The sequence below is a fragment of the Rhodocaloribacter litoris genome (genome assembly GCF_011682235.2).
Lineage (GTDB): Bacteria > Bacteroidota > Rhodothermia > Rhodothermales > ISCAR-4553 > Rhodocaloribacter > Rhodocaloribacter litoris.
Genome location: NZ_CP076718.1, coordinates 2,724,622 through 2,744,840, shown reverse-complemented (window position 1 = coordinate 2,744,840; position 20,219 = coordinate 2,724,622). Strand labels below are relative to the sequence as shown.

14 protein-coding genes are annotated in these 20,219 nt (G+C 70.0%); 3 read left to right on the top strand and 11 right to left on the bottom strand.

The genetic code is table 11. The annotated features are described in order from the left end of the window. Positions 1 to 36 precede the first annotated feature (36 nt). From GQ464_RS11430 to GQ464_RS11400, 7 genes are all read right to left on the bottom strand, one after another. Positions 37 to 1,407 carry a Swt1 family HEPN domain-containing protein gene (locus tag GQ464_RS11430; RefSeq protein ID WP_166976795.1) on the bottom strand — a complete coding sequence of 457 codons (1,371 nt, stop codon included), beginning with the start codon at positions 1,405 to 1,407 and terminating at the stop codon, positions 37 to 39. A 205-nt stretch (positions 1,408 to 1,612) separates the two neighbouring features. Next, on the bottom strand, positions 1,613 to 5,236 hold the full coding sequence (locus GQ464_RS11425) for an FtsW/RodA/SpoVE family cell cycle protein (protein ID WP_166976796.1): 3,624 nt from the start codon (positions 5,234 to 5,236) through the stop codon (positions 1,613 to 1,615). A 130-nt stretch (positions 5,237 to 5,366) separates the two neighbouring features. Further along, positions 5,367 to 6,308: a PP2C family protein-serine/threonine phosphatase gene (locus GQ464_RS11420; protein ID WP_228350227.1), complete on the bottom strand. Its 942-nt coding sequence runs from the start codon at positions 6,306 to 6,308 to the stop codon at positions 5,367 to 5,369. A gap of 147 nt (positions 6,309 to 6,455) precedes the next feature. Further along, positions 6,456 to 7,403, bottom strand: coding sequence for an FHA domain-containing protein (locus tag GQ464_RS11415; protein ID WP_166976798.1), 948 nt, complete (start codon positions 7,401 to 7,403; stop codon positions 6,456 to 6,458). Positions 7,404 to 7,499: 96 nt separating this feature from the next. Further along, positions 7,500 to 9,653 carry a lytic transglycosylase gene (locus tag GQ464_RS11410; RefSeq protein ID WP_166976799.1) on the bottom strand — a complete coding sequence of 718 codons (2,154 nt, stop codon included), beginning with the start codon at positions 9,651 to 9,653 and terminating at the stop codon, positions 7,500 to 7,502. 309 nt (positions 9,654 to 9,962) lie between these two features. After that, a complete protein-coding gene (locus GQ464_RS11405; protein WP_166976800.1) occupies positions 9,963 to 11,654 on the bottom strand; it encodes a sigma-54-dependent transcriptional regulator in 1,692 nt (563 codons plus the stop codon). 60 nt (positions 11,655 to 11,714) lie between these two features. Further along, positions 11,715 to 14,144, bottom strand: coding sequence for a WD40 repeat domain-containing serine/threonine protein kinase (locus tag GQ464_RS11400; RefSeq protein ID WP_166976801.1), 2,430 nt, complete (start codon positions 14,142 to 14,144; stop codon positions 11,715 to 11,717). Between the two features lie 391 nt (positions 14,145 to 14,535). Between GQ464_RS11400 and GQ464_RS11395 the strand changes: the two genes are divergently transcribed. The 3 genes from GQ464_RS11395 (at position 14,536) to GQ464_RS11385 (ending at position 17,033) form a co-directional block, all read left to right on the top strand. Then, on the top strand, positions 14,536 to 15,105 hold the full coding sequence (locus GQ464_RS11395) for a carboxymuconolactone decarboxylase family protein (RefSeq protein WP_166976802.1): 570 nt from the start codon (positions 14,536 to 14,538) through the stop codon (positions 15,103 to 15,105). 20 nt (positions 15,106 to 15,125) lie between these two features. Further along, positions 15,126 to 16,001: an RNA polymerase sigma-70 factor gene (locus GQ464_RS11390; RefSeq protein ID WP_166976803.1), complete on the top strand. Its 876-nt coding sequence runs from the start codon at positions 15,126 to 15,128 to the stop codon at positions 15,999 to 16,001. A gap of 171 nt (positions 16,002 to 16,172) precedes the next feature. Then, positions 16,173 to 17,033 (top strand): sulfurtransferase, encoded by an 861-nt coding sequence (locus GQ464_RS11385; protein WP_166976804.1) that lies wholly within the window; start codon positions 16,173 to 16,175, stop codon positions 17,031 to 17,033. Between the two features lie 64 nt (positions 17,034 to 17,097). Here the strand turns inward: GQ464_RS11385 and GQ464_RS11380 are convergent, their stop codons facing one another. The 4 genes from GQ464_RS11380 to GQ464_RS11365 form a co-directional block, all read right to left on the bottom strand. Next, positions 17,098 to 17,616 (bottom strand): dihydrofolate reductase family protein, encoded by a 519-nt coding sequence (locus GQ464_RS11380; protein ID WP_166976805.1) that lies wholly within the window; start codon positions 17,614 to 17,616, stop codon positions 17,098 to 17,100. Positions 17,617 to 17,618: 2 nt separating this feature from the next. After that, a complete protein-coding gene (locus GQ464_RS11375; RefSeq protein WP_228350226.1) occupies positions 17,619 to 18,689 on the bottom strand; it encodes a class I SAM-dependent RNA methyltransferase in 1,071 nt (356 codons plus the stop codon). Positions 18,690 to 18,948: 259 nt separating this feature from the next. After that, positions 18,949 to 19,554: a Holliday junction branch migration protein RuvA gene (ruvA, locus tag GQ464_RS11370; RefSeq protein WP_166981970.1), complete on the bottom strand. Its 606-nt coding sequence runs from the start codon at positions 19,552 to 19,554 to the stop codon at positions 18,949 to 18,951. Positions 19,555 to 19,674: 120 nt separating this feature from the next. Further along, on the bottom strand, positions 19,675 to 20,219 hold a 545-nt coding region (locus GQ464_RS11365; RefSeq protein WP_166981967.1), incomplete at its 5' end, for an MFS transporter.

Here is a 20,219-nt window from a genome sequence, read left to right as displayed (position 1 = left end):
CGGGGGCGTTCGTCGCCGCCCGGCCGGTGGTGCTCGTCAGGTAGCGGAACGCGGCGGGCGGCCCCGGCGCGGCGCCCGTCCCGAAGGACGGCCCAGGTTGAACCGGAGACAGGCCTTGCCCAGATAGATGAGATCGCCGTCCTGCAGGGGCACGGGCTGCTGCCGCACCTGGAACGGCACCAGAAAGCCCTCGCGCACGACGGACGTCCCGCAGGTGCTCTGCGCGTCGTAGAGCCGGAAGGCATCTTCCGTCTCGTCGTACTCGATGCGGGCATGGACGCGGGAGATGGTGGCATGCACCTCGCGTTCCTCCTCGGTCAGCCGGTCGTCCTCGTAGTCGAGGAACGCGACGGCGTTGCGCCAGACGACCCGCCCGCGCGCGTCGGTGACCTCGGCCTGCCGCCCGAGTGTGACGGGCGCACCGCCCCGGATCACGTACTGCTCCTTGTGCGCCCGCCCCCGGAGCACCTTCAACGTGGCGGTGCCGGCCGGACGGCGCCGCTGCCACTCGATGTGGTAGGGCACGGCCTCGAACGCGGCTTCGAGTTTCTTCGGCGGGGTACGATGAAAGCGCCAGCTCACGTGCAGGCTAGCCGGCACGGGGATGCGGGCATCGGCCAGGCGACGCAGGACGGCCACGGCAAAAGGTTCACGCTGCCGCTCCAGCGCCGCCTCGTAGCGCTGCCGGGTGCGCTCGTCCGGCACACAGACGTGCACGACGAGCCGGTTGAAGGGGAAGTCGCGCCGGTACGGCTCGGCGGCGTGCTCGATGGCGTCGAGGAGGGTGCGGCGCACTTCTAGCGGCTCCGAGGGCGGGCGATGGAACAGAGTCCGGATCCGGCGGACGCCGGCCTCCCAGAGCGCACGGACCCCTTCCCCGGGGGTGCGGTCCCGGCTCCGGCCGACCGCCTCCTTCCGGGCCTCGATAGCCTCCCGCGCCTTCTCCATCCAGGCCGCGTCCTCGCCCGGCGCCAGGCGCTCCTCCAGCTCGGACCGCATCAGGTCCAGCACATGCGGTTCCAGCCGCTCTGCCTCGGGCTCGGCACCGATGGCCCGCAAGAGCAGGATCGCCGTCTCCAGCGTGCGGCGCGTCTCATCGAGCGAGAGCGTCCCCTGGTGCGCCCACTTCTTGCGAATCTCCCGGAGCAGGCTCACCCAGCTCCGCCCCTCGTGACCGATGTCGCGAAAGACCGGATGGAACTTCGTGTAAAGGAGGGTGAGCAGGTCACTCGTATCCCACGTCTCAATCGGCTTGCCGTGCAACACACCCCGCGCCTCGCGTTCCCACCGGTCCCCGTAGACCGCCCGCATCTCGCGTTCGATATAGGGATGGAGCACCCGGTGCAACAGATCGAGGGCATCGCCCACGCGGGCCCGGTGCGTGAGCTGTGCGTTCGCGGGTTCCATGGTCAGGCGTGGATGGATGAACGTGTGCAGATGTCGAAGATCCCGTCAACTCCCGTACTTTAAACCGTTTCAACGGAATGAGGTCCGTCGTGCCGGGGCTTCGCGGTGCAGGATCCCGCCCCGATGCCGGGCGGCCCCGTCATCCGAACGCCGCCGGGCACCACCGGCACTCCGAAATCCGGCATAAACATAAGCCGCCGGCCGGTTATTGTTCGTCACGGCGGATGAGGCCGAGGTCGGCGGCGGCCTCCACGATGGCACCGGCGATGGGGGCGGCCACCCGGCCGCCGGCGCCTCCCTCCTCCACGAGCACGGCCACGGCGATCCGCGGGCCACGCCCGGTGCCGGGTTCATGATAGGGCGCGAAGCCGGTAAACCACGCATGGTTCAGCGTGATCCGCACCGGCCTGCCGTCCCGCACGACGGTCTTCTTCTCCTCGGCCGTGCCCGTCTTTCCAGCGATCGGCACCGAGAGATCGCGCAGGGCGCGGGCGGTCCCTTCCCGGTCGGTGACGACGCGGCGCATGATCCGGGCGAGGATGCGGGCATCCGGGGGCAGGAGGACGTAGCGCACGGGCCGCCGCGCCGTGTCGGGATGGCGGACCCACCGCACCGGAGGCAGGGCCCCGTCGTTGGCGATGGCCGCCGCCACCCGGGCCACCTCCAGCGGGCTGGCCGTCACCGGCCCCTGTCCGAAGCCGGCCTGCCGCAGGTTATCCGGCTCCAGCAGCAGGGCCCGCCGGGCCGCGTACGACCGGCCGTACCCGCCCACCCGGAAGCCGAACGGTTCCATCATCGCCAGCAGCGAATCGACCCCGACGACCTCACGGGCCAGGCGGGCGAAATAGACGTTCGAGGAGGCGATGAGGGCCCGCGCCAGATCCACGCGCCCGGTGGGTTCGTTGCGCCGGGCGTAGCGGTCGAAGGCATGGATCTCGTACGTCCGGTACAGGGCGTCGCGGTCCCGGTGCAGGGCGGCCATCGCCGTCACCAGCTTGAACGTAGAGCCGGGGGGCTTGGCGCCCTGCCCGAACCCGCGGTCGAAGAAAGCGGGATCCCGGTGCACGGCGGCCGGGCGGCTGAGGTCGGGCAGCGGGTAGGTCACCGACGCCAGCACATCCCCCGTGGCGGCATCGAGCACGACCGCCGAGGCCACCTTGCCTGCCGGCGCCCGTTCGGCCAGAATCTCGGCCACCCGTTGTTGCAGCCGCACATCGACGGTCAGGTAAAGATCGCGGTTGCGGCGAAGGAGGGCCCGGGCCTCCGGGCTGCGCGTCCCGTGCCGGACGAGCGCGGTCAGTTCCGAATAATCATACCGAACGATGGTGGCCGTCCCGCCCGCCCGGCTCCGCGGCTTTTCGACGGCCTCCGGGCGGTTGTCGTATCCCCGCAGGTAAGAAAGGAAGGCATGCTCGGCGTAGAGGCTGTTCGTGGCACCCCATTTCACGCGGGTCCGGATGTCGCCGAGCAGGTAGAAGGTGAGCGCCCCGAAGGGATAGTAGCGGGGATCCGTCCGGTTGAGCCGGTCGACCTGCACGCCGAGCTGCTCGTACACGGTGCGGAATCGCTCGATCTCGTCCCACCGGCTGCTGGCCAGCGGCAGGCCGTTGCGGTCGTAGATGGTGCCGCGCGTGAGAAGCTGCCGGGCTTCGAGCAGGCGGGGGTTGTAGACGTAGGCCCGCTCGCCGTCCTCGCGGGGGACGAGTGCCGGGCGAAGCACCCAGGCGTCGGCCTGCCCGCCCTGGATGTACGCGGCCCGGGCACCGAGCACGGCGAAGAGCACAAACGCCGCGGCGGTCACGTAGTGGACGGGGCGCCCGAAGCTTGCCTGCTGTGCCGAGCGCTGGATCTCCGTGCCGGGATGGGCCGAGAGGCTCATCAGGATGCCGGCCAGCGCACAGTGCACCACTATCGACGACTTCCCGTAGCTGAGGAACGGGGTCACCACGCCCGAGAGCGGGATCAGACCGAAGGCTCCCCCGGCGATGAAAAGCACCTGAAAGAGGATCAGCAGTGCCACGCCGAGGCCAAGAAAGAGGCTGTAGACGCCGCGTGCGCCGAGCGCGATCCGAAAAGCCCGCCACAGGAACACCAGGTACAGAGCGAACACCGCGAGCAGCCCGGCCAGGCCGAGCTCCTCTCCCAGAGCAGGGAGCACCATGTCGGTATGTGCCGCCGGGATGTAGCCTGGATACCCCTGCCCGATCCCCTGCCCCGTCACGCCGCCGGTGGCCATCGCCCAGTATGCATGGGCCAGGTGCTCCCCCCCACGGACGAAGTTTTCCCAGGGCGAGAGCATCATCTCGATGCGGCCGGCCACCACCGGCACGACCTCCAGTCTGTAGGTGTACCAGAAGACGCCGGCAAGCACGGCAAAACCCGTGAGAACGGCCGCCCAGCGGCTGCGCACGATGCCGTAGAGCACCAGAAAGGTACAGGTGAGCACGAGCGCCGGCCCCATGTCCTGCAGGGCGAAGAAGATCAGCAGCGCCGACAGCACGCCGGCCACAACCGGGAGCACATCGCGAAGGCGGGGCATATCGAACCGGTGCAGGAGGCGCGGCAGGCCTTCACGCTGCCGGAGACTGCGCAGAAATTCCCAGTTCCGGGCGAAATAGCCGGCCAGAAAAAGGACCAGGCAGAGTTTGATGAGCTCGACCGGTTGCACGCTTCCCACCACCGGGAGCACAAGGTTGATCCGAGCCCCGCTACCGGCCGGCCCGGTACCGAAGCAATAGAGCAGGGCAGCCAGGATCCCGCCCGTCCCGAGCCATGCGAACGTATGACTGCGCCACCGTTTGTCCTGGAAATCCATCTGGCTGACCACTCCGAGCAACAACCCGCCGGCCACCACACCCGTGACGAACCCCTGTGCCCGCATGAGGTCACGCAGCGGATCCGGAAGGCTCAGCATGAGCATGAAGCCCAGCCCGGTGAGCAGATGGAGCACCGGCAGGAGCACGGGGTCGCCGGCAAAACGACGTCTGAACCAGAAAAGATGAAGTCCATAGAAAACGGCGAAATAGAGCAGCGTGAGCCCGGCAAACCGGCGGGCATACCCGGCCGGCGCACGCACGACGAGGCGCGGCTTGAGCCGCTGAAACGCCGCGGCCTCTTCGAAGAGGGGCAGGCGATGCGGGCGGGCCCGGAACGTGTGCTCCCCGTTTCCGGAGAGCGGAGCGTACCGCACGGGTGTGAAGGCTAGATAGCGCGCCACGGGGCGCATCACGAGACTGTCCCCCGGCTGCAACCCCTCGAAGCGGAAACGGCCGTCCGGACCGGTACGGGTGTCGGCCGCGCGCGTGCCTCGTAGCGTGACCGCCACCCCGGCCATGGGTGCTCCCGTCTCATCGACGACCCGTCCTTCGAGACGCAGCGGGCCGGCGGCGGCGTGCACCGTACGGACCGAATCCCCGCTCACCCGGCCGTCGGGCGCCAGGCCGAGACGGGCCCGGCTGCGCGCCAGTCGCTCGCGCAACACCGGCCCGCCCTGTTCGGCCAGGCGAGCCGGAAGATCGAGCGCGGCCGTGTTCAGGAATCCTACGTTCGGCACCGGATCGCCAAGGAACCAGGGCTTCCGGTTCCGGAGCACGTAGGTATAGATATGCCCGGCAACGACGCGGCGGTCATCCGGATCCGGAAAGACGACCGCCAGGGCCGGCATCAGCGCACGGCTGCTCTCGAGCGCGTTCAGGTTCACAACCTCTCCGGCGGCCAGCAGCGCCTCGACCTGCTCGAAGGCACGGGTCTTCGCCCGGTACGTGAGCAACAGCCCGAAGGCCACCAGGAGCGAGGCCGCCAGCAACAGGCGCCGTTCCTGCATGCGCATTCGCAGAACCCGGACCGCAGCGGTATCGATGCGCCGATGCGTTCCCATGAAAAACCGCAGGATTCAGGGTGAGACGGGCCGGGCCACATCCGCCGGACACCGCTACGGGCGGGTGCTCCGGCTTCGTACATCACGGACCCGCGTGCTGCACGGCATCCCATACCCGCCAGAACAACCAGAACAAGACCACCAGGAGCAACGTGGCCCCGGCCGGCCACACAGGGGGTGGCAGCCGCAACGAACCGGTGTGCACCTTCCGGATGCCGGCCTCCACCGGCGGCGCGTCATGTCCTTCCGGCCCATCCGAAGGAGCGTCCGGCAGGGAGCCCGGCGCAAACGCTTCCCCCTCCACCACGATCACCGTGATGTTGTCATACCCGCCGGCCCGGTTCGCCAGGTCGATGAGGGCCGCTACACTTCGCCCGGGATGCCCGGCATGAGCCAGCACCGTCTGCCGGAGCACGTCACTGGGCACCAGGTCCGTCAGGCCGTCCGAGCACAGGAGCAGAGCCGTGTCCGGCAAAAAGGGGAAACGATACAGATCGACCCACGCTTCATCCTCCGGCGCCCACCAGACCGACCCGACGTCCCGGAGAATCTCGTTGCGCCGGGGATGGAGCATAGCCTCCCACTCGCTGAGCTCGCCCCGGTCTTCGCGGAGGCCTACGACGGAGTGGTCGCGGGTTACCTTGGTGATACCGTCCCGACGGATCACGTACAGGCGCGTGTCGCCCACGTGCCCGACGGTGACGAAGCCATCCTCGACGACGGCGACGGTGAGCACGCAGGCCATGCCCCGGCGGCCCGGGTGGCTGCGGCCCTGCTGGTAGATGACCCGGTTGGCGGCGACGATGGCCTGGCGGATCCGCTCCCCGGGCGTACCCGTCCCCCGGCGGAGCTGCGCCGCTATGAGGTCCCGGGCGAGCGCAGCGGCCACCTCCCCGGCCGCATAGCCCCCCACCCCGTCGATCACCGCAAAGTGGCCGCATGCCGGCTCGCAGATGAAACAGTCCTCATTGTGCTCGCGCTCCCGCCCCGGGTCGGTGGCCCCGAAGGCCCGAAACCCGCTCACCGGAGAGGCCGCAGAAAGGATATGGGACGGGGTATACATGGCCGGAGGTCAGGGATGCCGGTCCGGGCGGTGGACGTGCAACAGGCGGGCGGCAAACGTGAGCAACAGCATCAGAAAGAGGTAATGCAAGAGGGTCGTCAGCATGGCTCAGAGGGCTTCGAAGGTGATGAAAACGGCATTGGCCAGCCCGATCTCGGCCTTCGGAGGCAGGGGGTGCCAGCCGGCCTCCGGATCCCCCTTCTCGCCGGGAGGGATCTTTTTCCCGTTGACCGTGACGCCAAACCGGCTCAGATCCTTGATGGCAAACCCCTGCTGGCCCTCGTGCCGGATGCAGGCATGCTCCCGGGAAACGTCGGGCAGGGTGTGGAGCGGCAGGTCGACGTCGCCCGTCGCATCGTACCGGCCGATGCGGAAACGCGGGGTGGTCATGTAGACCACATGCGACCCGGTGTCGTCTTCGTAGGTGAGGCGGGCCAGCGCATTGACAGGGGTCACTGGCAACGGCACCGGCAGGTGCCGGGTCGTACGACGGGACGACGGCCGAGCGTCCCCCCCGGCACCCCGTTCGGGCCGCTCGGTTGTCAGAACGGTTTCGAGGCGGCCATCGGGGAGGACCAGGGTACGGCGGCGGATGTTCACCGTCGGGCGCCCCTTCAGCTGCGGCGGGGCCTGCGCGGCGAAATCGGTCTCGACGGCCAGATAGTCGATGCCGGCGTCGGGCTCGGCGGTCACGCCGATGTCGATGGACCATGCCTCGCCGGCACGCTCATAGCGTGCCCGGCCCCGGGAGGCACGCCGGAGGTAATGCTCGGCGGAAAAGAGCCGAAGGACCTGATGAAGCAGACGCCGGAAGAGACGCCGCTCCCCTTGCTGCCGGTTGAGCCGCTCGAGCTCGGCGTCGAGCCGCTTCTTGGCCTGCTCCTTGATGCGCGGGAAAAGTGTCTGGAGGTCCTGATACGCCGACGGGTGCAGGAGCACGTCGAAGACGGGAGGAACCAGGATGAGGTCTTCGTCGAGCGGTTCCCGGGCCTCGTGCATGGCCTGCACGACGGCGTCGACGATCTGGCGGGCGGTGGGACGCTGCTTCTCGGCCATGGCTCGTAGGGGTGTTTCGTTGTGCGTACGTCGTAGTGCGTCGTGGCGGGCAGAAGTGCCTGTACGAAAGACGTACTACGCAATACGCCCTGTGTGTCAGCGTACGAAAATCGCCAGGCGCTGTCCCACCAGGAGGCGGTCGGTGCGGAGCGCGTTCCACTTGCGCAGCTCGGCCGGTGTGGCGCCGTAGCGGCGGCCGATCTCGGTCAGCGTGTCTCCGCGCCGGACGGTGTACGAGATCCACCGGCCGCCGGTGCCGGTATGCTCGCCGGCATAGATGGTTAGCCGCTGGCCCGCACGGATGTGATCGCTCCGGAGGTCGTTCCACCGCCGCAGGTCATCCACCGTGACGCCATACCGTGCGGCGATCCGGGTGAGGTTGTCGCCCGGCCGTACCTGGTAGGTGACCTTCCGGCCGGTGGAGGCCGCCGTGCCGGCTTCGCCCGGATAGACCGTGAGCGTCTGACCCGGATAGATGCGGCTGCCGGTGAGGTCGTTCCATCGCTGCAGATCGTCCACCGTGACGCCGTAGCGCCGGGCGATCTCGGTCAGGTTGTCGCCGCGCCGGACGTGGTAGCGGACGCGGGTGCGGTGTTCGGATGCCGCCTCACCGGGTGCCGGACCGGCGGCACGATCCCCGGCCGTGAGGGAAGCCGTCACGACCGGCGTGGCGTCCTCGCCCGGCGGGCGGCTCCCGTACTGCACGTGCCCGCCGGTGGAGGCCGTGACCCCGGCATAGGCTTCGTACCGAACGGGCACGTGGAGCGTCTGTCCCACCTGGATCGTCGTTCCCCGGAGGCCGTTCACCTCCTGGATGGCTGCCACGGTGGTGTCGTAGCGCCGGGCGATCTTGCCCAGGGTATCGCCACGACGGACGGTGTGGATTGCCACGCTCTGCCGGCGTTCCTCGGGCAAGGCCGCATAGGCCGCGGTGAAGCGGTCGCGCGTGCCGGCAGGCAGGCGAAGGCGGTACGGCGTGCTCGAAGGCGGCGTGGCCCACTGCCGCAGCTCGGGGTTGAGGGCACGGATCGTCTCTACGTCGGTGCCGGCCATCTCGGCCACCAGGCCGAGGTCGAGCATCCCCTCGACCTCGGCTACGTCGTAGGCATAGCGTGGGCCGGGCGCGACCGGCTGCACACCGAACGCCCCGGGGTTCGAGGCAACCATCACGGTGGCCATGAACATGGGAATGTAGTTGCGCGTCTCGCGCGGCAGGTACGGGTAGATCTCCCACACGGGCGTCTCTCGGGCCGAGGTGACGCCGGCCCGTCGCATGGCCTGCCGCACCCGCCCGGCCCCGCTGTTGTAGGCGGCCAGCACATAGTGCCAGTTGCCGAACGTCTCGTACAGATCACGCAGGTGCCGGGCCGCCGCCCGCGTGGACTTCTCGGGGTCGCGCCGCTCATCGACCCAGTGCGTCACCTGCAATCCGTAGGCCCGGCCCGTGGCCGACATGAACTGCCACATTCCGACGGCACTCGCACGACTGCGGGCCCGCGGGTTGAGCCCGCTCTCGATCATCGCCAGGTACTTCAACTCGTCCGGCACGCCTTCTTCCCGAAGGATCTGCTCGATCATGGGAAAATAGGTGGCGGCCCGGCTGAGCCACTTGTGCAGGTGCCTGTCCGGTTCCTTGAGCAGGAAACGGATGCTCTGTTCGACGAGGCGGTTGCGGTGCAGCGGGATGGTCGTCGCGGCGGGCGTCACAGGAGGCAGCATCACGTCTTCGAGGAGCGGCTCGTCGAGCGCGTTCATGGCCTCGAACATGGCATCGCGAAAGGCGAAGATCTCGCCGTATTCGGTCTGGAGCGTGTCCGGCACGCCGTAGTACTGTTCATAGGCGGTGACGACGGAGCGGTAGAGTTCGCGCATCTCGGGATCGTCGAGGGTGCCGGGGGTGGCGGCCAGCTGCCGGATGCCCTCCATCGCCTCGTCGAGCGCGGCCTCGACGGCCTCGAGGTCGCCGCCGGCCCGGGCATAGCTCACCCGCGCCATGGCTTCGTAGATGCGGGCGCGGAGCATCGTGGCGTCCGGAGGCGGCAACGGCGCGTCGTCCCGGCTCTGCGCCGCGGGCTCGCCGGCGCGTGGCTCGCCACGCGGCTCGTGCTTCGTGGCCGGGCGCTCGGTGACACCGGTCCACGAGGGGGTTCCTCCCGGCCCCGTGCTGGCGCAGGCGGCGAGGAAAAGCAGGCTGCCCAGCAGGGCAAAGGGACAAAGCAAGGGGCGAGGTAACGTGGTCGCAATCGTCATGTCGTCGGCAGGTCCGGTTTCCGGGCCGCGCAGGCCGCATGACGCGGCCAGGGCAGCCCTGTGTCGCTCATCCCGGCAGGCACCAAAGGGCGTACCGGATCCGCCCGGGGGACTCAAAAGACGTGTCGTGCTGGTTCTTTCCGCTCTTCAGGGCCGGAGGGGCGAATCCCTCGTCGCCCCGGCAAGAAGGATCGTTCGGACCCGCGGGCCCCCCCGGCGGGAGCGGGCACAGGGCACCCGGATGCCTGCGACGGACCGGCCCAGGTTCCCCCGGGCGGGCCACCCATGACCCTTCCCGCCGATGCCGGCTCAACCTCCCTCTTCCTTGACCCACTTCTGCAGGGTGCGGTCGGTCATGTCGCACAGGTCCTGCGGCTGGAGGCCGCGCTGGCGGGCGATGCGGCGCAGTTCGGCAGCCAGGTAGCGGCGGAAGGCACGCTCGACGGTGCGGGTGGGGATGATCTGCCCGTCGGGCAGGAGCGGGTCGAGCGGTTCGTCCTGGGCGAAGGCGGCGGCGACGGCACGGGGCAGCCGTTCCCGTTCGACGGGACGGGCGTGCCCGCCCAGGGCCTGTTCGAGCGCGTAGCCGATGCAGTCGTCTCCGGCAAGGTCAGGATCAGGCTCGTCGGTACAGGTGGCAATGAGGTGATAGGCCACGCGGAAGAGGTCACGCAGGTTGCCCGGCAGCGGGTGGCGGCACAGGTGGCGGACGACGCGCTCGTGGCCGGCGGCGTCGAGGTGGACCCGCCCGGCGGGCACCTGTGCGCGTGCGAGCGCCTCCTGGAAGAGCCGGCGCCAGAGCCAGGGCAGGTCTTCACGCACCTGGCGCAGGGGCGGCACCTCCAGCACGAGCACGCTGATGCGATCGAGGAAGTCGGGGTCGAGGCGTTTTCGGAGTTCGTCCCACGGCAGGTTGGTGGCCGTGATGAGGCGGAAGTGACTCTCTTCGGGCACGGTGGCGCCGACGCGGGTAAAGCGTTTCTCTTCGAGGGCGCGGATGAGCAGGCGCTGGAGGTCGCGCGAGATGTCGCCGATCTCATCGAGGAAGAGGGTGTCGCCGTCGGCGGCATGGAGGAGGCCCTCGGTATCCTGCCGGGCGTCGGTGAAGGCACCCTTGACGTAGCCGAAGAGCTCGGCCCGCATCGTCTCGGGGCTGTACTGGCTGCACGGCACCGACGGCCACGAAGCGTCTTTCTGGGGCTGGCGGAACGGGCTGTTGCTCCGGATCCACGAGGCCAGGGTCGTCTTGCCGGTGCCGCGCTCGCCCAGGATGAGGATGGGCACGTTCAACCGGGCGAAGCGGCGGGCATCGGCGTAGAGGCGCTTGAGCTTGTCGGAGACGAAGTGGTGCGGATCGAACAGGACGCGCTCCCCGACCTCGGTCGGGGCGGTGTGCATGGGGCGGGCCCGGTGGAACGCTTTGTAGAAGGTGGGGATGTCCAGGCTGACGGGTACGACGGCGGGACGGCCCGCCCGGTGGGCCCGGCGCAGGCTCTTCACCGCCACGAACGGCCGGCGGATCAGCCCCATCTCGGCCATGAGGACCCACACCGTCTGCATGGCCGGGGTTCCGGGGCTGATGTGGACCACCAGCAGTTGCCGGGCAAACCGCTCGCCGAGCTCGGTCACCTGCGGGTTCAGGAACTCGAACAGGCTGCGATGGTCGGTCGGGTCCTCGCCGTGCCAGGGAACGAGTTCCACCTTGATGCGGCGGCGGGCGCCCAGGCGCTCGATCTCCTTCCGCGTGGCGTCGGCGGCCGCAAAGTCCTCGTGGCGCTTCGGATCGTGGGTCGGCTTGCGATAGAACAGGACGACATGGCCGATGCGATCCCGGTACGGCGACTCGGGATCAAAGAGCAGGGTCAGCGTGGGACCGACCTCGCGTTCGCCGTCACGCCCGGTCGAATAGGGGTCGGTGCGCAGGTCCACCCAGGAAAGAAGCACACCGCGGTCGTGACCGCCACCGGCCGTGTCGAGCGGGGGAGAGATACCGTCGGGCATAGTCCAGTTTCGGAGATGGCCTTCTACGCTATGCGGCGGGTGTACCGGCCGGCACCCCGTTCAACGCTCTACGCGCCAGCGTTCCGCAGGTTGAAGGCGCATGATCCAGGTGTCGAAGGGTACGGTCCCGCCCCGGACGAGGCGGCGGCGGGCCGCGCCGGCTTCGTCCCAGCCTGCAAACTGGCCGACGACGACGCGGTACGTAAGACGGCCCTGGAAAAGCACCCCCAGGACGGCCACGCGGAAGCCGTCGTCCCGGTAGCGGGCAGCCAGCGCCTGCGCGCGGTGCCGGTTCGTCTCGACGGCCACGACGAGGGTGTAGCCCCCGTGCCCCAGCACGAGACCACCGGGCCCGTACAGCTCATCCCGTGGCGCGGCCGGGCGAAGCACGGAGGAACCAGCCCGCCCCTCGGATGAAGTTTCCGGGCCGGACGAAGATGCCGGCCGTTGCCCCCCCGGCGTGTGCGTGCCGGGGGGCGCCAGCGGCTGAACCGGCGCGGGGGAGACCGGCCTCACCGACCCGGAGCCGGCACCCCGCCGAGAAACAGCCGAGTTGTTTTCCGTCGGGGTGCCGAAGAGGCCGGTCAGATCCGCCCGGTTGAAGGACAGCCGGTCGAGCGGGAGACGGTCGAAAAAGAGGGCCAGGCCGACCAGGGCCGCCAGGAGGAGCACCACGGCAAGCCACCGGAGCCAGCGTCCCGGCCGGAACGTGCGCCGCCCCAGATGCCAGAGCCGGGCCGTGTGGTCGGTGCTGCCGGAGACCAGCCGGGTGCCGTCCGGGCTGAAGGCAACCGACATGACGGCGCCCGTGTGCCCTTTGAGCCGCTCCAGCGGGCGACCTCGCCGGGCATCCCAGAGGCGAATGCTCTGATCCCGCCCGGCGCTGGCCAGCTGCGCCCCGTCCGGGCTGAAGGCAACCGACATCACCCAGTCGCTGTGTCCCTGGAGCTTGTGCAACAGCTGGCCGCTCCGGACGTCCCAGAGGCGGACGGCCCCGTCGACACCCCCGGAGGCCAGCCGCACCCCGTCCGGGCTGAAGGCAACCGAGGGAATGTAGCCGGCGTGTCCCTTGAGGCGGCGCAGCAGCCGGCCCGTCTTGACGTCCCAGAGGCGGACAGCCCCGTCGGCGCTGCCCGAGGCCAGCTTGGCGCCGTCCGGGCTGAAGGAAACCGAAAGCACGTAGCCCGTGTGCTGGCCGAGCGTGCGCACGAGCCGGCCCGTGCGGGCCTGCCAGATGTGAACGGCTCCGTCCATGGCCCCCGAGGCCAGGTGGTCGCCGGCCGGGCTGTAGGCCACCGAGAGAACGTACCCCGTGTGGGCATGGATCGCCTGCACCAGCCGCTCCCCTTCCACGTCCCAGATGCGGACGACGCCGTCGACGCAGCCGGCGGCCAGGTAGACCCCGCCGGGACGAAACGAGACCGACAGCGCCGAAGGACCCTTCAACAGGCGCAGCAGCCGGCCCGACCGCACCTCCCAGACACGGATCGCCCGGTCCTTGCACGCCGTGGCCAGGCGGCGCCCGTCCGGGCTGAACCGCACGGCCTCCACGGCCTCGGCGTGGCTGATGAGAATCGTCGAGGATCGGACCGAGGCGGTGCTCTCGGGCTGCCACGTGGCCGGCACCGGCGAAGCGGGCGCCGTGGCCGGCACCTCGATCACCGGGGGCGGCTGGAGGGCCGCCGCCAGCTCGGCCGCCCGGGCAAAGCGGTCGTTCGGGTTCTTGGCCAGGCACCGCTCGACGACCTCGGCCAGCCAGGCCGGCACCTCGGGCCGGCGGCTACGGAGCGACGGCGGCGGCTCCTCCAGAATCCGGCGCAACAGATCGGTCAGCGCCGTGAGGCTCTCCCCGCCCCGCTCGAACGGGACCTTCCCCGTGAGACACTCATAGAGCACCACCCCCACACTGTAGAGGTCCGACCGCCCGTCCATCGGCCGGCCGTCGGCCTGCTCGGGGCTCATGTACTCGGGCGTGCCGAGCGTGCCGTGCGAAAGCCGGGGCAACGACGCCACGAAGGCAATGCCGAAGTCGGTGATGACGGCCCGCCCCTCCGGCCCGATGACGATGTTGGCCGTCTTGATGTCCCGGTGCACGATGCGATGGCAATGGATGTGCTCGAGCGCCTCCGCGATCTCCCCGCCCAGCCGGATCACCTCATCGACCGGCAACGGTCCCCGGGCACGCAACACCTGCTCCAGGTTCTCCCCTTCGACCAGCTCCATCACCATGAAGGGGAAATCGCTCTCCACGTCGGCGTCGTAGACCGAGGCCACGCCCGGGTGCTTCATCCGGGCCAGCACCCGTGCCTCCCGCTTGAAGCGCTCCAGCGACTCGGGATGATCCCGCAGCCCCGGCGGCAGCACCTTCAGCGCCACGTACCGGTCCAGCCGGACGTCGCGGGCCTTGTAGACGGCCCCCATACTCCCGCTGCCGATCTTCTCCAGAACGTCGTACCGCTGGAAGACCGGTGTCCGTATCGTTTCTGCCATCGCTGCTCAGGCCAGTGTACAGCACCGTGTACAGGTCGGGGCACCCGCCCGCCCGCTCCCCACATTCCCTGGTGTCTTCGTCGGTCAAAACGCGATGTTTCGCGGTCCGGCCGGCCTGCCTTCTTTTGCCACAAGAAAGATGCCCGCATCCGGCCAGGCTCATCCCATCCACGGCAATCAACGACACAGGCCGGTCGGGCGCAACCCCGGGTGCGTTTTTTCCGGCCGGAGGCCCGGCGACCCCGGCATCATGGGACGGGCGTGCGCGCAGCGCGAGCGTGATCGGTCGAAACCGGGAGACGCCTGTCACACCGGCGGGGGTTCGCCCGTCTTTTCGGGGCAGGCTCACCCGGGCCTTGCGTTTTCAGACAACCAGACGTCCGAGGAGAACATGCTTCGTCGCTGGATTCATCGCCGTCTCGAGGCCGAAGCCGAAAGGCTCGGCGCCTCGATGGATTATCTGAAGTTCATTGCGGACACGTCGCTGCCGGCCTTCCTGGCTTTCGCGGCCTTCATGCCCATGGCCCGGCGCCGGCGCGTGCTGCCGCCGAACGTGTACGCCGTGGCGCACCTGGTCTCCGCCCATGCGGCGGACTGCGGCGACTGCGTGCAGATCGCCGTGAACCAGGCCCGGCAGGCCGGCATCGCACCGGAGCACGTTCGGTCGATCCTCGAAAACCGCCCCGAGGCGCTGCCCACCGTGCTCGCCGAACCCTTCGCCTTCGCCCGCGCCGTCATCCACCGGGACGACGCCCCCGACCCGCACCGGGAGCGCCTCAGGAGCCGCTACGGCAATGAGGGGCTCATCGAGCTCGGCTACGCGCTGGCGGCCGGGGGCGTCTATCCCGTGATCAAACGCGCCCTGGGCTACGACACCGCCTGCCGCCTCCCCGACCTCAACCTGGAAGGAACGGCGCCGGCCCGGAACGGGCAGGTCCGGCCGGCCGTACCGACCGCCTGACCCGCTTCCCGGAACGCTCCATGACCCACGAAACGTTCGAACAACACCGCCCCTACCTCTTCGGCCTCGCCTACCGGATGCTCGGCAGCGTGGCCGACGCCGAAGACGTCGTGCAGGAGGCTTTTCTCCGATGGCAACGGGCGGGTGAGGTGACGATCCCCCGGGCCTTCCTCACCACCGTCGTCACCCGCCTGTGCATCGACCAGCTGCGCTCGGCGCGGGTGCAGCGCGAGACCTACGTGGGCCCCTGGCTGCCCGAACCGCTGCTTGCCTCGGACCACCCCCCGCCCGACGCCGGGGTCGAACGGGCCGACACCCTCTCGATGGCCTTCCTGCTGCTGCTCGAGCGCCTCACGCCCGTCGAGCGGGCCGTCTTTCTGCTGCACGACGTCTTCGGCTACGATTTCGCCGAGGTGGCGGAGCTGGTCGGCAAGACGGCCGTGAACTGCCGGCAGATCGCCCACCGGGCGCGGCGCCGCGTGCGCGCCGGGCGTCCCCGCTTCGACACCGCACCCCCGGACCAGGCCCGCCTGGCCGACCGCTTCGCCCGGGCCGTGCAGGACGGCGACCTCGACGGCCTGCTCGATCTGCTGGCCGAGGATGCCGTGCTCTACACCGACGGCGGCGGGAAGGTGACGGCCGCCCTGAAACCCGTCCGCTCCGCACTCCGCATCGCCCGCTTCTTCCTGAACCTCGCCCGCAAAGCCGGCCCCGACGTCCGGGTCCACCCGATCCGGGTCAACGGACAGCCGGGGTTCCTCGTGACGCGCAGGGGCGCCGTGGAGAACGTCCTCACCTTCCATGTGGAAGACGGGCGCATCCGGCAGATCTACGTCGTCCGCAACCCCGAGAAGCTCCGCCACGTCCCGTCCGACGTCGTTCCGGAAAAAGCGTGAGCACGCCGGATCTTCAAAACCCCTCTCTCGTGAAAAAGAGGAAAGCTTGTGCGGCCTGCCGTTCCTCCGGGTCGCCCCGACGTTTTCCCGCCGGAGCCCGTCTTACGCGGAGATCCCCGCAGTTTCCGGCGTGTTTTGCTCATCACCCCACATATCCAAGGAGGCAACGCGATGGCACAGTATGCACACCCCGAAGTCCTCGTCTCCACCGACTGGGTCGCCGAGCACAAGGACGACCCCGGCGTGGTGCTGGCCGAGGTCAACGTCGACACGTCCCTCTACGAACAGGGACACATCCCCGGCGCGGTCGGCTGGAGCTGGAAGACGCAGCTCTGCGACACCGTGCGGCGGGACATCGTTTCGAAGGAGGAGATGGAGAAGCTCCTCAGCGCCTCCGGCGCCACCCCGGATTCGACGATCGTCCTCTACGGCGACGCCAACAACTGGTTCGCCGCCTGGGCCTTCTGGCAGTTGAAGATCTACGGCCACCGGGACGTGCGCCTCATGGACGGCGGCCGTAAGAAGTGGCTCAAGGAAGGCCGGCCGATGACGACCGAGGTACCCGACATCGAGCCGACGAACTACACGGCCCGCGAGCCGGACCTCTCGCTCCGCGCCTTCCTGCCGGAGGTGCAGCAACAGGTGGCCGCACACGCGGCCGAGCTGGTGGACGTGCGCAGCCCGGCCGAGTTCACGGGCGAGATCCTGGCACCGCCGGGCCTGCCCGAAACCTGCCAGCGCGGCGGCCACATCCCCGGCGCTTCGAACATCCCGTGGTCGATGGCCGTCAACGAGGAGGACGGCACGTTCAAGGACGCCGACACCCTCCGGCGCATCTACGCCGACGCGGGCATCACCGGCCACCGGCCGATCATCACTTACTGCCGCATCGGCGAGCGCAGCAGCCACTCGTGGTTCGTGCTCAAGTACCTGCTCGGCTACGACGACGTGAAAAACTACGACGGCTCGTGGACGGAGTGGGGCAACCTGGTCGGCGCCCCCATCGAGCGCGGCGAGGCCGTCCACGCCTGAAGGCCTTCGGGAGCACCCCTTTCCTCTCGCGGCCTGTGCCCCGTGCCGGGCACAGGCCGCTTTTTCAGCCGCCCTCGTGCCGAACGTCGTAGCCCAGCAGCAGGAGCCCGCTCGGATACCGTTGCACGCCGGCCAGACGCAGGCGCGTGCGCGTGGCGGTCTCCGGCAGGAGCGGCAGCCCCCGGCCCAGCAAGACGGGCACCAGGCCCACCTCCACGGCGTCGACCAGCCCGGCCTCCAGCAGGCTGCGAAACAACAGGCCGCCGCCCATCAGCCAGAGGTCCTTGCCCGGCTCCGTGCGCAGGGTACGGACATAGCCGGCCGCGTCCGCCTCCACCACCGTGACGCCCGGGTTCTCCTCCGGGTCCAGCGTACGGCTGAAAACTACCGCCGGCAGCCCTCCCGGCGGCCCCTGCGCCCGCACCACCTCGTAGGTCCGGCGCCCCATCAAGACCGCATCGAAACGGCCCATGAACGCCTGCCAGTCGATGGCCGGCTCGTCGGGGATCCAGTCGAATTCGCCGCCGGGGCCGGCGATGTAGCCATCCAGGCTGGCCGCCACGCTGTAGACGATGCGTCGCATGGTTACGCGGAGTAAGTGGGTGAGCGAGAAGGAGACACATCTTCGAGCAGCGCCAGCACCTCTACGTGGTAGGTCTGCGGGAAGAAGTCGTAGGGGACGAGGCGGGCGACGCGGTAGCCGGCGCCGGTGAGGGCGTCGAGGTCGCGGCGGAGGGTGCCGGCGCTGCACGAGAGGTAGGCCAGGCGGCCGGGCCGGTAGACGCCGGCGATCCACCGGAGCACCTCGGGCTCGAGGCCCGTGCGGGGCGGGTTGGCGTAGAGCCGCCGGGGGCCGGTGTGGCCCTCGGCCCAGGCGGTGAGCTGCGGCAGGCGCTGGGCGCAGGCCCCGCGCAGGATCAGGGCGTCCGGGGCGTTCTCGCGGGCACAGGCCACCGCCTCACCACCCAGCTCGACGCCGGCCGCGGCGGCCCCGGCCCGCAGCCACCGCACCAGGCTGGCGCCCGTGCCGCAGTAGAGGTCTACGACCGCCGTGCCGGGGGCCGGCGCGAGGAACGCCTCGGCGGCGTCGAGGGCGCGGCGGTGCAGCACGGGCAGGAGCTGGCTGAAGGCCGCCGGGCCGTAGAGGAGCCCGTCGGCGTCGCGCGAGCGGGGGACGCCCCAGAGCAGCCGCCATGCCCGCCTGGCGAAGACGCGCCGCCCCGCCGAGGGGTTCAGGTGCAGCCACACCCCCTCGACGCCCGCGCCCGCCAGCGCCTCCCCCAGCACCGACCCCAGCGCGTCCGCCGCCTCCACCGCACGCGCCTTGACCACCAGCACCACCTGCGCTCGCGACTGCACCAGGTACACCATGGGGAAGGACGGCCCCGGCGGCAGGACGCGCGCCAGGCTCCGCACCACCGCCCGGACGCGCGGCGCGTGCACGGGGCAGTCCGGGATGGGGATCAGCTCATCCCGGCGCCGGAGGCCGAAGTGCCACACGCCATCCACCCAGGCGGTGGACAGGCACACGTTCTCGCGGTAGCCCCACCGCTGTGGCTCCGGCACGGCCTCCAGCGGGGCGAGCCGATCCGCCCACGGCGCCAGGCGCTCGCGGAGCCAGCCGGTCTTCTGCGCCGCGCTCTCCGCCGCCGTCATCGACCGGTGGGCACACCCCGGGCACGCCGCCACGCACCCCTCCCGTAAGCGATATGTGGATGTGGGCGCGGTCAGGGTAGGGAGAAAGGTTGAAGGTTGAAGGTTGGGGCGATGTGGATGGGGTTGGAAAATTGCAAATTGCAGGTTGCAGATTCTGTGTCGTGCCGATGGCAGGTTTCGGATGGCAGATTACGTCGAGGAGGGCGTCGGCCCACCCCAATTTTCAATTTGCAATCCGCAATCTGCAACCCCGAACCCCTCAGCTTTCGCGCAGGGCCAGGCGTACCAGCTCGTCGGGCGATTGCAGGCCGGGGTGCTGGCGGAGAACCTTGCGCAGCGCCTTCTCGGCGGCGGCGCGACTCAGGCCGAGCGTCTCCAGGGCGGCCAGCGCGTCGGCGCGGGCGGCGGCCAGCACCTCCGAGTCGCCCCCCAGCGGCGAGACGCCCACGCCTTCGAGGTCGAGCCGGGCCAGGCGGTCGCGCAGCTCCACCACCAGGCGCTCGGCCGTCTTGCGGCCCACGCCGGGGATGCGCGTGAGCATGCTCGCGTCGCCCTCGACGACCCGGTCCCGTAGCTCCACCGGCGACATGGCCGAGAGCGCCGCCAGCGCCAGCTTCGGCCCCACACCCGAGACGCCGAGCATCACCTCGAAGACGGCCCGCTCGGCCTTCGTGGCAAACCCGTAGAGCTGCACCGCGTCCTCGCGGACGTAGTGGTGCGTGTGCAGCTTCACCGCCTCCCCCGGGGCGGGCAGCACCTCGTACGTCGAGGTCGGGATCATCACGTGGTACCCCAGCCCGTGCACGTCCACGACGGCCCCGGTGGGTTTCTTCTCGACGAGCTTGCCGGAGACGTAGGTGATCATTTCCGTGTGTGGGTGTATGGGTGTGTGGGTGTGTGGGTGTGTGGGTGTGTGGGTGTTATTGAACGGTTGAACGTTGGAACGTGGAACGTTGAAACGTGGAACGGTTGAACGGTTGCCGCATCACCGGCGGCTGAGGGCCAGGAGTGTGCCGGCGGCGAGGGTGGTGAGGGCGGCGGAGACGAGGAACGCCACGGCCATCCCCAGGCGTTCCCAGAGCACCCCGAAGAGGAGGGCGCCGGGCAGGGCCAGCAGGCCCGCCAGCATGTGGTAGAGGCCGAAGGCCGTCGCCTTCTCCCCTTCGGCGGCGGCGTCGCCGATGAGGGCCCGTTCGGCGCCTTCGGTGAAGGCCGTCGTGGCGGCATAGGCCAGGAACAGCGTCCAGGCCCCGGCCGGCGACACCGGCGCCAGCGCCAGCGCCACCAGCATCGCCACCCGGGCGCCCCAGCCGGTGAACACCACCGGCATCCGCCCCAGGCGGTCGGACAGCTCGCCGCCCACCCCGGCCAGGATGCTCCGCACCCCGTGCGCCACCGCCCACAGCAGCGGCATCCAGGCCAGCTCCACCCCGCGCGCGCTGGCCCAGAGGACGAGGAATGCATCCGGGGCGGCGGCCAGCGCCAGCCCGCCGGCGGCCGCCACCAGCGCCCGCAGCCGCCGGTCGAGCG

What these genes read in the sequence shown, in the direction of transcription:
- GQ464_RS11400 (WP_166976801.1), bottom strand. Translation starts at nt 14,144, where the DNA reads ATGGCAGAAACGATACGGACACCGGTCTTCCAGCGGTACGACGTTCTG.
- GQ464_RS11425 (WP_166976796.1), bottom strand. Translation starts at nt 5,236, where the DNA reads ATGCGCATGCAGGAACGGCGCCTGTTGCTGGCGGCCTCGCTCCTGGTG.
- GQ464_RS11430 (WP_166976795.1), bottom strand. Translation starts at nt 1,407, where the DNA reads ATGGAACCCGCGAACGCACAGCTCACGCACCGGGCCCGCGTGGGCGAT.
- GQ464_RS11415 (WP_166976798.1), bottom strand. Translation starts at nt 7,403, where the DNA reads ATGGCCGAGAAGCAGCGTCCCACCGCCCGCCAGATCGTCGACGCCGTC.
- GQ464_RS11410 (WP_166976799.1), bottom strand. Translation starts at nt 9,653, where the DNA reads ATGACGATTGCGACCACGTTACCTCGCCCCTTGCTTTGTCCCTTTGCC.
- GQ464_RS11380 (WP_166976805.1), bottom strand. Translation starts at nt 17,616, where the DNA reads ATGCGACGCATCGTCTACAGCGTGGCGGCCAGCCTGGATGGCTACATC.
- GQ464_RS11385 (WP_166976804.1), top strand. Translation starts at nt 16,173, where the DNA reads ATGGCACAGTATGCACACCCCGAAGTCCTCGTCTCCACCGACTGGGTC.
- GQ464_RS11395 (WP_166976802.1), top strand. Translation starts at nt 14,536, where the DNA reads ATGCTTCGTCGCTGGATTCATCGCCGTCTCGAGGCCGAAGCCGAAAGG.
- GQ464_RS11390 (WP_166976803.1), top strand. Translation starts at nt 15,126, where the DNA reads ATGACCCACGAAACGTTCGAACAACACCGCCCCTACCTCTTCGGCCTC.
- GQ464_RS11375 (WP_228350226.1), bottom strand. Translation starts at nt 18,689, where the DNA reads ATGACGGCGGCGGAGAGCGCGGCGCAGAAGACCGGCTGGCTCCGCGAG.
- ruvA (WP_166981970.1), bottom strand. Translation starts at nt 19,554, where the DNA reads ATGATCACCTACGTCTCCGGCAAGCTCGTCGAGAAGAAACCCACCGGG.
- GQ464_RS11405 (WP_166976800.1), bottom strand. Translation starts at nt 11,654, where the DNA reads ATGCCCGACGGTATCTCTCCCCCGCTCGACACGGCCGGTGGCGGTCAC.